At 56.1% G+C, this 10,494-nt stretch carries 10 protein-coding genes (1 of these 10 only partly in view); all 10 read right to left on the bottom strand.

The window, feature by feature from the left end:
• Positions 1-312 carry the 5' portion of an elongation factor Tu gene (gene tuf / locus I6L46_RS18510; protein ID WP_074042664.1) on the bottom strand. Its footprint begins 873 nt before the window's first position, so 312 of the gene's 1,185 nt are visible here — the first part of the coding sequence; its start codon is at positions 310-312; the stop codon falls past the left edge of the window.
• A 54-nt stretch (positions 313-366) separates the two neighbouring features.
• Positions 367-2,472, bottom strand: a complete 2,106-nt coding sequence (gene fusA / locus I6L46_RS18505) for an elongation factor G (RefSeq protein ID WP_216976656.1) — start codon at positions 2,470-2,472, stop codon at positions 367-369.
• Positions 2,473-2,547: 75 nt separating this feature from the next.
• The gene (gene rpsG / locus I6L46_RS18500) at positions 2,548-3,018 is read right to left on the bottom strand and encodes a 30S ribosomal protein S7 (RefSeq protein ID WP_040067654.1); all 471 of its coding nucleotides are present in this window, start codon (positions 3,016-3,018) and stop codon (positions 2,548-2,550) included.
• Between the two features lie 93 nt (positions 3,019-3,111).
• A complete protein-coding gene (rpsL, locus tag I6L46_RS18495; RefSeq protein WP_005306278.1) occupies positions 3,112-3,486 on the bottom strand; it encodes a 30S ribosomal protein S12 in 375 nt (124 codons plus the stop codon).
• Between the two features lie 182 nt (positions 3,487-3,668).
• A complete protein-coding gene (gene tusB, locus I6L46_RS18490; protein ID WP_204384624.1) occupies positions 3,669-3,947 on the bottom strand; it encodes a sulfurtransferase complex subunit TusB in 279 nt (92 codons plus the stop codon).
• Between the two features lie 7 nt (positions 3,948-3,954).
• Positions 3,955-4,314: a sulfurtransferase complex subunit TusC gene (gene tusC, locus I6L46_RS18485; protein ID WP_005341830.1), complete on the bottom strand. Its 360-nt coding sequence runs from the start codon at positions 4,312-4,314 to the stop codon at positions 3,955-3,957.
• Between the two features lie 8 nt (positions 4,315-4,322).
• Positions 4,323-4,715 (bottom strand): sulfurtransferase complex subunit TusD, encoded by a 393-nt coding sequence (gene tusD, locus I6L46_RS18480; protein WP_216976654.1) that lies wholly within the window; start codon positions 4,713-4,715, stop codon positions 4,323-4,325.
• Positions 4,716-4,799: 84 nt separating this feature from the next.
• A complete protein-coding gene (locus I6L46_RS18475; protein WP_005339904.1) occupies positions 4,800-5,180 on the bottom strand; it encodes a RidA family protein in 381 nt (126 codons plus the stop codon).
• Between the two features lie 24 nt (positions 5,181-5,204).
• Complete coding sequence (locus tag I6L46_RS18470; RefSeq protein WP_005339902.1) at positions 5,205-5,921, bottom strand: transcriptional regulator; 717 nt, start codon at positions 5,919-5,921, stop codon at positions 5,205-5,207.
• Positions 5,922-6,115: 194 nt separating this feature from the next.
• Positions 6,116-10,420, bottom strand: coding sequence for a DNA-directed RNA polymerase subunit beta' (rpoC, locus tag I6L46_RS18465; protein ID WP_005339899.1), 4,305 nt, complete (start codon positions 10,418-10,420; stop codon positions 6,116-6,118).
• Positions 10,421-10,494: the final 74 nt, after the last annotated feature.

Genomic DNA, 10,494 nt, shown 5'->3' with positions numbered 1-10,494 from the left:
CAGGATCGCGCCGTCCATCTGGGCAGCACCGGTGATCATGTTTTTAACGTAGTCGGCGTGACCCGGGCAGTCTACGTGGGCGTAGTGACGGGTAGCGGTGTCGTATTCTACGTGGGAGGTGTTGATGGTGATACCACGCTCACGCTCTTCCGGTGCCTTGTCGATCTGGTCGAAGGCGAAAGCTTTACCACCGAAGTGCTTGGCCAGCACGTTGGTGATAGCTGCAGTCAGGGTGGTTTTACCGTGGTCAACGTGGCCGATGGTGCCGACGTTTACGTGCGGTTTATTACGCTCAAATTTTTCTTTAGACACGACGTAGTCCTTCTAGGTTAAACCCGCCTACCGTCGTAGGCGGGGAATCTTAAATTACTTGGATTTGCGCTCTTCGATCACAGCCTGAGCAATGTTGTTCGGGGCATCAGCGTACTTACCGAATTCCATTGCGTAGGAGGCGCGACCCTGAGTGGCAGAACGCAGGTCAGTGGCGTAACCGAACATCTCGGCCAACGGAACCATGGCACGAACAATCTTGCCAGACGGACCGTCTTCCATACCTTCGATCAGGCCGCGACGACGGTTCAGGTCACCGATAACGTCGCCCATGTAATCTTCCGGAGTTTCGACTTCTACTTTCATGATCGGTTCCAGCAGAACCGGGTTGGCCTTCATGAAGCCAGCCTTGAATGCCATGGAAGCAGCGATCTTGAACGCCAGTTCGGAAGAGTCGACATCGTGGTAAGAACCGAAGTGCAGACGCACGCCCAGATCCATAACCGGGTAACCAGCCAGCGGACCAGTCTTGAGCTGCTCCTGGATACCTTTGTCAACGCCCGGGATGAATTCGCCAGGAATGACACCGCCTTTGATGTCGTTGACGAACTCGTAACCCTTGCCTTCTTCCAACGGGTACATGTCGATCACAACGTGACCGTACTGACCACGACCACCAGACTGCTTGGCATGCTTGCCTTCGATGTCTTTAACGGTGGCGCGGATGGTTTCACGGTAGGCAACCTGCGGCTTACCTACGTTGGCTTCAACCTTGAACTCGCGACGCATACGGTCAACGATGATGTCCAGGTGCAGCTCACCCATACCGGCGATGATGGTTTGACCTGACTCTTCGTCAGTCCATACGCGGAAGGACGGGTCTTCCTGAGCCAGACGGCCCAGTGCCAGGCCCATCTTCTCCTGGTCAGCCTTGGTTTTCGGCTCAACCGCGATGGAGATTACCGGCTCCGGGAATTCCATACGCTCGAGGATGATCGGCGCTTTTTCGTCACACAGGGTGTCACCAGTGGTCACGTCTTTCAGACCGATGGCAGCAGCGATGTCACCTGCGCGAACTTCTTTGATCTCTTCACGTTTGTTGGCGTGCATCTGAACGATACGGCCGAAACGCTCGCGCTTGTCCTTAACGGAGTTCAGCACGGAGTCACCGGAGTTAACAACACCGGAGTAGACGCGGAAGAAGGTCAGGTTACCAACGAACGGGTCGGTGGCAATCTTGAACGCCAGAGCAGAGAACGGCTCGTCATCAGAAGCATGACGCTCGTCTTTGGTCTCGCCGTCCATCTTCAGGCCGTCGATAGCAGCTACGTCGGTCGGAGCCGGCAGGTACTCAACAACCGCATCCAGCATCGCCTGTACGCCCTTGTTCTTGAACGCGGAGCCACAGGTTACCAGGATGATTTCGTTGTTCAGCACGCGCTGACGCAGAGCTTTCTTGATCTCTTCCTCGGTCAGCTCTTCGCCGCCCAAGTATTTTTCCATCAGGTCTTCAGACGCTTCAGCAGCGGCTTCAACCAGATTCATGCGCATTTCTTGCGCCTGTTCCAGCAGCTCGGCCGGCACATCTTCGTAGTCGAAGGTGACGCCCTGATCAGCTTCATTCCAGTTGATGGCCTTCATCTTGATCAGGTCAACAACACCCTTGAAGTTCTCTTCAGAGCCGATGTTCAGCTGAAGCGGAACCGGGTTGCCTTTCAGACGGGTCTTGATGTGCTCAACACAACGCAGGAAGTTGGCACCGGTACGGTCCATCTTGTTGACGAACGCGATACGGGGAACCTTGTACTTGTTAGCCTGACGCCATACGGTTTCAGACTGTGGCTGTACGCCACCTACGGCACAGTAAACCATCACGGCACCGTCCAGAACACGCATGGAGCGCTCTACTTCGATAGTAAAGTCAACGTGGCCGGGGGTATCGATGATGTTGATACGGTGCGGTTGGAACTGTTTACCCATACCGGACCAGAAAGCAGTGGTCGCGGCGGAGGTGATGGTGATACCACGCTCTTGTTCCTGTTCCATCCAGTCCATGGTGGCAGCGCCATCGTGAACTTCACCGATTTTGTGGCTTACACCGGTGTAAAACAGTACACGCTCGGTAGTAGTAGTCTTACCGGCGTCAATGTGAGCGGAGATACCGATGTTACGATAACGCTCAATGGGGGTTGTACGAGCCATTGTCATCCTCTTACTAAGGCGCTTGTCCCTAGATAATTAAAGGTGCGCAGAGCCCAAAGACCCTGCGCAAGCGGATTACCAGCGGAAGTGAGCGAAAGCCTTGTTCGCTTCAGCCATACGGTGTACGTCTTCACGTTTCTTGACAGACGAACCCTTGTTCTCAGCGGCATCCAGCAGCTCGCCAGCCAAACGCTGAGCCATTGATTTTTCACCACGTTTACGAGCGGCATCAACCAACCAGCGCATTGCCAGGGCATTGCGACGTACCGGACGAACTTCTACCGGCACCTGATAGGTTGCACCACCGACGCGACGAGATTTAACCTCGACCGCCGGACGAATGTTATCCAGAGCTTCTTCGAATACGGCCAGGTGCTCTTTGCCAGATTTGGTGGCAATGATGTCCAGGGCGCCATAAACAATGGCTTCTGCAACAGATTTCTTACCGTCAACCATTACTACGTTGACAAATTTAGCCAGCAGCTCTGATCCGAACTTGGGATCTGGCAGGATTTTACGCTGACCAACAACACGACGTCTTGGCATTTCAAATTCTCCGTAACTTCAGGGATTACCCAAAACTAGAAAGCTATCTAACTAGAAACGAATTAACGTTTGGCCTTACTTAACGGAGAACCATTAAGCTTTAGGACGCTTCACGCCATACTTGGAGCGAGCCTGCTTACGGTCTTTAACACCGGCACAGTCCAACGCACCACGAACGGTGTGATAACGAACACCTGGCAAGTCTTTTACACGACCGCCACGGATCAGAACAACAGAGTGCTCTTGCAGGTTGTGACCTTCACCGCCGATGTAGGAGGTGACTTCGAAGCCGTTGGTCAGACGTACACGGCACACTTTACGCAGTGCAGAGTTAGGCTTCTTCGGGGTGGTGGTATATACACGAGTGCATACGCCACGCTTCTGAGGGCACGCTTCCAGCGCCGGCACGTTGCTTTTCACAACGAGCTTGATGCGTGGCTTGCGAACCAACTGGTTAATAGTTGCCATCAAAAGGCTCCTGATAATGACTTCATAAACGTGTGGAAAATCCTCCCCGCAGATACGGGGACGCGAAATTTTATGCCCTGTTGTCTGGGGAGTCAAGATTTATACAATTTGCGTCACAAAAGGGCAATTCGGATCCGTTTGATTTCACGACATCACCTTGAATTTTCTTGGAAATGTGCTTCTCAACCACCCCAGGTGCGCGGGGAACCTTTTTGCGCAATCAGTGCCACCAGACCCGCCATATCGAGCACATTGCCCACCCGATGCAGCAAACCGCGGGCTTGCAGATCTTCCTGCATCACATACAGCGGGATACCCGCCAACCGCTCTATCCACTGGGGAGCCGATGCCGCAATCACGGCATCCTGCATCAGTACCAGCTCATCCTCGGGCTGAAGGTATGAGAGCGCCTCTGCCAGAGCCTGACTCTGAAAGGGAGAGTTCAATATCAGATGCAACATGGAGACCTCAAAAGCTGATGTGAGTCGAACATTGTGCCCAGCGCCGAGCCAGTTCCTGGCGCGGCAGACTCTCGACGGGGATCAGCAGATCATCCACTGTCACGCCACGCTCTGCCAGCGAGTCAGCACAAACATAGACCTCTTCGATGTCGTAGAGTTCCAGCATTTTGAAGGTGGGGGCGTAGTGGCGCTGCAAAATGGCGGCAGGCTGCTGCTCCTTGAGCAGTTGCAGCACACCGTCCCCAATCAGGAAGAGGGCCAGCTCATCGGTCATGGCTGAGGTGGCCAGCAGGGCATCCAGTCCTTCCCGGCCGGCGGCATGGCCATGGGGACCACGACTGCATATAAAGGCGATTTTCTTGCTCATGACTCCCCCTAGAACTGAACCAGTCGATCGGCAGTGAGCGCAGCCTCGGCCAACTGGCCCAGACCACTCAGACAAAATGGCGGTTGCAGATTGAAGTGCACCAGCCCCGCCCCCTTGGCCTCCTGCTCATCGAGCACACCGCGCCGCATGGCGGCGGCGACACAGACGTCGATACGGATCCCCTGCTCTTCTGCCAGCTCTCGCCACAGACGCACCAGGTTAGTCTCATCGGATGCAGGCAGATGCAAACCGTTGCCGTTGCAGACCCCGTCCTGATAGAAGAACAGGTGGGACAAGGTATGTCCCTGCGCCAACAGGGTGCGGGCAAAACGATAGGCGGTGCTGGCCGATTGGGTGCCATAGGCAGGCCCCGTGACCAGGATGGCAAAACTCAGACTCATAGCAGGACTCCTGTGCTGACCCAGTCCATTTTACGCCAAAAACAAAAAAGCCCCTGCCAGGAGGGGCTTGATTCGATCTGTTGATCAGAGATGGGCAATCGCCTCGACCTCGACCAGCACATCTTTCGGCAGACGAGCCACCTCCACGCAGGAGCGGGCTGGCGCCGCATCGCCAAAGTAGCGGGCATAGACCTGGTTGAAGGCAACGAAGTTGTTCATGTCGCTCAGGAAGCAGGTGGTCTTGACCACTTTGCTGGCATCGGCACCGGCAGCGTGCAACACGGCAACCAGATTCTTCATCACCCGTTCGGCCTGCTCTTCGATGCCGCCGGCCACGATCTCCATGGTGGCAGGATCGAGCGGGATCTGCCCGGAGGTGAAGATCATCTCGCCAACCTTGGTAGCCTGAACATACGGACCAATCGCGGCAGGCGCCTTGTCGGTTGCAATCACTTCTTTAGCCATTCATCTATCCCCTTCTGGAATGAGTTACTCGTTCTCGTCTTCACCCTGCTTGCGCTGTCGGATGTAAAGATAAACGGTATGTTTTGAAATATTGAGTTTGTCCGCCACCAGATTGATCGAATCCTTGATGTCGAAAATGCCCTTCTCGAACAGCTGGGTCACGATGAAGCGGTTCTTGGCATTGTTGGCCACGGTGGGATCGCGATTGATCTCGTCGATGGTGTTATCCACCGTCTGGGCAACCAGCTCTTCCACGCTGTTGGCGAAGGTCTCTGGTGACTGACGCGCCGCCTGCTGGGGCGTCGGGAAAAATTCGGCCACGAACTCGTGGAAAGGCGCATTGATGTGCAGGTTGATGCAGATCAGCCCCACCACTTGCCGCTCGCTGTTGCGAATGGCGATGGTGCTCGACTTCATCAACGCACCGGTACGGCTGCGAGCGAAATAGCTCTGGGTGTAATCCTGGCCGGTGCTCTCGATGTCCTTGAGCATGCGCAGGGCGAGATCGGTGATGGGCGCCCCGAGGGTGCGTCCGGTATTGAAGCCGTTGGCGATCTTGATCACCGACTCGTGCAGATTTTCCAGGGAGTGGAGTACCACTTCACAATGCTTGCCGAACAGCTCGGCCAAACCATCGATGAGCCCATCGTATGAGCGCAACAATTCCCTGTCTTCATCTGTAAAAGTGCGGCTGATCAGCTGTTCTTCGGGAAGCATGGCTTCCTCGATACCGACAGTCATGTTCTACCCCTGTAATAACCATTCAACTTTCCCGAGTTTTAAATTGCAGGGGAGTAAAGTCAACTTTTTTTGATTTTTTACTCTACAACTTTGCTCTGGATCATCCTGAAACCCGCGCTGCGTCTACCTTTGCCGAGGAATTGGCCAACAAAAAGGGCTCCTTGAAGGAGCCCTTTTCAATCACGGATGACGAGTTACTCTTCGTCGAAGCTACCGGCTGCGTTCAGCAGATCCGCCAGGTTCTGCTCCGCTTCATCAGCGGTCACCTGCGGGGTACCAACAGCACGAGCTGCGGCAGCACGCTGGTTGATCCGGCTATGGTGGTAGGCAAAGCCGGTACCAGCCGGGATCAGACGACCCACGATGACGTTCTCTTTCAGACCACGCAGTTCATCACGCTTGCCACCTACGGCGGCTTCGGTCAGAACGCGAGTGGTTTCCTGGAAGGAAGCCGCGGAGATGAAGGACTCGGTGCTCAGAGATGCCTTGGTAATACCCATCAGTACATGACGGTAGGTCGCAGGGGTCTTGCCCTCGGCAACCAGCTTACGGTTGGCAATCTTCACACGAGCCACTTCGACCTGTTCGCCTTCGATCAGATCGGTATCGCCAGCGCTCAGGATCTCGCACTTGCGCAGCATCTGACGAACGATGACTTCGATGTGCTTGTCGTTGATCTTAACGCCTTGCAGACGGTAAACGTCCTGCACTTCGTTGGCGATGTAGTTGGCGACCGGGCTGATACCGCGCAGACGCAGGATGTCGTGAGCAGACTCAGGACCGTCCGCCAGCACTTCACCCTTCTCAACTTTTTCACCTTCGAACACGTTCAGGTTACGCCACTTCGGAATCATCTCTTCGTAGACGTTGCCACCATCGGTCGGGGTGATGACCAGACGGCGTTTGCCCTTGGTCTCTTTCCCGAAGGAGATGGTACCGGAGATCTCGGCCAGAATTGCCGGTTCCTTCGGTTGACGTGCTTCGAACAGATCCGCAACGCGCGGCAGACCACCGGTGATGTCCTTGGTACCGCCGGACTCTTGCGGGATACGCGCTACCGCGTCACCCACTCCCACGTTGGCACCATCTTCCAGGTTCACGATCGCCTTGCCCGGCAGGAAGTACTGGGCGGCTACATCGGTACCCGGGATCATCACGTCTTTGCCGTTCAGGTCGACCAGTTTAACGGTCGGACGCATCTCTTTACCGGCGCTCGGACGCTCGTTGACGTCCAGAACAACGATAGAAGAGAGACCGGTCAGCTCGTCGGTCTGACGAGTGATGGTCACACCATCGATCATGTGTTCGAACTGCAGGCGACCTGCCACTTCGGTGATGATCGGGTGGGTGTGCGGATCCCAGTTGGCAACGGTCTCGCCAGCACTCACGGCCTGGCCGTCCTTCACTTCCAGCACGGAACCGTAAGGCAGCTTGTGGCTTTCCTTGGTACGGCCCATGTCGTCCATGATGGTCAGTTCGGTAGAACGTGAGGTGATAACCAGTTTGTCATCGCTGTTGTGAACGAACTTGGCGTTCTGCAGCTTGATGGTACCTGTGTTCTTGACCTGGATGCTGCTTTCAGCAGCGGCACGAGATGCAGCACCACCGATGTGGAACGTACGCATCGTCAGCTGGGTACCCGGTTCACCGATGGACTGGGCGGCGATAACACCGACAGCCTCACCCTTGTTAACCAGGTGACCACGGGCCAGATCACGGCCGTAGCAGTGAGCACAGTTACCGAAGTCGGTTTCACAGGTGATGGCAGAACGTACCTTCACACGGTCAACGGAGTTACGCTCCAGCAGGTCACACAGCTGCTCGTCGAGCAGGGTGTTGCGAGCAACCAGGATCTCGTCCTCGGTACCCGGCTTGATGACATCTTCTGCCACCACACGACCCAGCACGCGCTCACGCAGCGGCTCGACCACGTCGCCACCCTCGATCAGCGGAGTCATCCACAGACCGTCGGTAGTGCCGCAATCGTCCTCGGTGATCACCATGTCCTGCGCCACGTCTACCAGACGACGAGTCAGGTAACCGGAGTTCGCAGTCTTCAGTGCAGTATCCGCCAGACCCTTACGAGCACCGTGGGTAGAGATAAAGTACTGCAGTACGTTCAGACCTTCGCGGAAGTTCGCGATGATCGGGGTCTCGATGATGGAGCCATCCGGCTTGGCCATCAGGCCACGCATACCGGCCAGCTGACGGATCTGGGCGGCGGAACCACGCGCACCAGAGTCGGCCATCATAAAGATGCTGTTGAACGAGGCCTGCTCTTCTTCTTCACCCAGCGAGTTGACGTTACGCTCTTTGGACAAGTTCTCCATCATGGCCTTGGAGACGCGCTCGTTGGCGCTGGCCCAGATATCGATAACCTTGTTGTAACGCTCGCCCGCAGTTACCAGACCTGACAGGAACTGGTCCTGGATCTCGGCAACTTCGGCTTCGGCTGCTGCAATGATGTCTTTCTTGGCATCCGGGATGACCATGTCATCGATACCAACGGAAGCACCGGACAGGGCCGCGTAGTGGAAACCGGTATACATCAGCTGGTCAGCGAAGATAACGGTGTCCTTCAGGCCCTGCTTGCGATAGCAGGTGTTCAGCAGACGGGAGATGAGCTTTTTGCCCAGCGCCTTGTTGGATACGCACTTGATCCAGTTCTGCGGATTGGCATCCAGATCAGCCTGCTCGGCAGCAGTCAGCACCTTCGGCTCGTCGATCAGGGCGTATTCCATGCCTTTCGGCAGGATCAGGCTCAGGATCGCACGACCAACGGTGGTGTTCTTCATCTCGGTGTGTTCACGCAGAGAACCGTCTTCCTGACGCAGGTATTCGGTAATACGTACTTTCACACGAGCATGCAGATCGGCCAGGCCGGCGCGATATACTTTCTCGGCTTCTTTCGGGCCGGCCAGCACCATACCTTCGCCTTTGGCGTTGATACGGGCACGGGTCATGTAGTACAGACCCAAGACCACGTCCTGAGAAGGAACGATGATCGGCTCACCAGAGGCAGGCGACAGGATGTTGTTGGTAGACATCATCAGCGCACGCGCTTCCAGCTGGGCTTCCAGGGTCAGCGGTACGTGGACCGCCATCTGGTCACCATCGAAGTCCGCGTTATACGCAGCACAAACCAGCGGGTGCAGCTGGATTGCCTTGCCTTCGACCAGAGTCGGTTCGAATGCCTGGATACCCAGACGGTGCAGAGTCGGTGCACGGTTCAGCAGAACCGGGTGTTCGCGGATCACTTCGTCCAGGATATCCCAAACGACAGCTTCCTCGCGCTCCACCATCTTCTTGGCGGCCTTGATAGTGGTCGCCAGACCGCGGGTTTCCAGCTTGCCATAGATGAACGGCTTGAACAGTTCCAGAGCCATCTTCTTCGGCAGACCGCACTGATGCAGACGCAGAGTCGGGCCTACGGTGATAACGGAACGACCGGAGTAGTCGACACGCTTACCGAGCAGGTTCTGACGGAAACGACCCTGCTTACCCTTGATCATGTCGGCCAGGGATTTCAGCGGGCGCTTGTTGGAACCGGTGATGGCACGACCACGACGGCCGTTATCCAGCAGGGCATCGACGGACTCTTGCAGCATACGCTTTTCGTTGCGCACGATGATGTCCGGAGCAGCCAGATCCAGCAGACGCTTCAAGCGGTTGTTACGGTTGATCACGCGACGGTACAGATCGTTCAGATCGGAAGTCGCGAAACGGCCGCCGTCCAGCGGTACCAGCGGACGCAGGTCCGGCGGCAGCACAGGCAGCACTGTCATGATCATCCACTCCGGCTTGTTGCCGGACTGCAGGAAAGCTTCCATCAGCTTCAGACGCTTGGTGGTCTTCTTGCGCTTGGTCTCGGAGTTGGTTTGATCCAGCTCCTCACGCATGGTTTTGACTTCACCTTCCAGATCGATAGCGCGCAGCAATGCCAGGATTGCTTCGGCCCCCATCTTGGCGTCAAATTCGTCGCCCCACTCTTCCAGCGCATCCAGGTACTGCTCTTCAGAGAGCATCTGGCTGCGTTCGAGGTTGGTCATGCCCGGCTCGATTACGACGAAAGATTCGAAGTAGAGCACGCGCTCAATGTCGCGCAGGGTCATGTCCAGCAGCAGACCGATACGGGACGGCAGGGACTTCAGGAACCAGATGTGGGCAGTCGGGCTGGCCAGCTCGATGTGGCCCATACGCTCACGACGGACCTTGGTCTGGGTCACTTCAACGCCGCACTTCTCACAGATCACACCACGGTGTTTCAGGCGCTTGTACTTGCCGCACAGACACTCGTAGTCCTTCACCGGTCCGAAGATACGGGCGCAGAACAGACCATCACGCTCCGGCTTGAAAGTCCGGTAGTTGATGGTCTCAGGCTTTTTGACCTCACCGAATGACCAGGAGCGGATCATGTCAGGAGAGGCCAGACCGATCTTGATACTGTCAAACTCTTCGGTCTTGGTCTGAGCCTTCAAAAACTTGAGTAAGTCTTTCACGTGTTTCCCCTGTCAGGAGTCTAACCTCGGCGCCCCGGCTGCCAAAACAGCGGGGCGCCCACGTCAATTCTCGA

The sequence above is a fragment of the Aeromonas sp. FDAARGOS 1416 genome, assembly GCF_019048085.1.
Taxonomy (GTDB): domain Bacteria; phylum Pseudomonadota; class Gammaproteobacteria; order Enterobacterales; family Aeromonadaceae; genus Aeromonas; species Aeromonas veronii.
This window is presented reverse-complemented; position numbering and strand designations above follow the sequence as displayed.

Coding starts and splice junctions, on each gene's coding strand:
- fusA (WP_216976656.1), bottom strand. CDS start 2,472: ATGGCTCGTACAACCCCCATTGAGCGTTATCGTAACATCGGTATCTCC.
- rpsG (WP_040067654.1), bottom strand. CDS start 3,018: ATGCCAAGACGTCGTGTTGTTGGTCAGCGTAAAATCCTGCCAGATCCC.
- rpsL (WP_005306278.1), bottom strand. CDS start 3,486: ATGGCAACTATTAACCAGTTGGTTCGCAAGCCACGCATCAAGCTCGTT.
- tusB (WP_204384624.1), bottom strand. CDS start 3,947: ATGTTGCATCTGATATTGAACTCTCCCTTTCAGAGTCAGGCTCTGGCA.
- tusC (WP_005341830.1), bottom strand. CDS start 4,314: ATGAGCAAGAAAATCGCCTTTATATGCAGTCGTGGTCCCCATGGCCAT.
- tusD (WP_216976654.1), bottom strand. CDS start 4,715: ATGAGTCTGAGTTTTGCCATCCTGGTCACGGGGCCTGCCTATGGCACC.
- I6L46_RS18475 (WP_005339904.1), bottom strand. CDS start 5,180: ATGGCTAAAGAAGTGATTGCAACCGACAAGGCGCCTGCCGCGATTGGT.
- I6L46_RS18470 (WP_005339902.1), bottom strand. CDS start 5,921: ATGACTGTCGGTATCGAGGAAGCCATGCTTCCCGAAGAACAGCTGATC.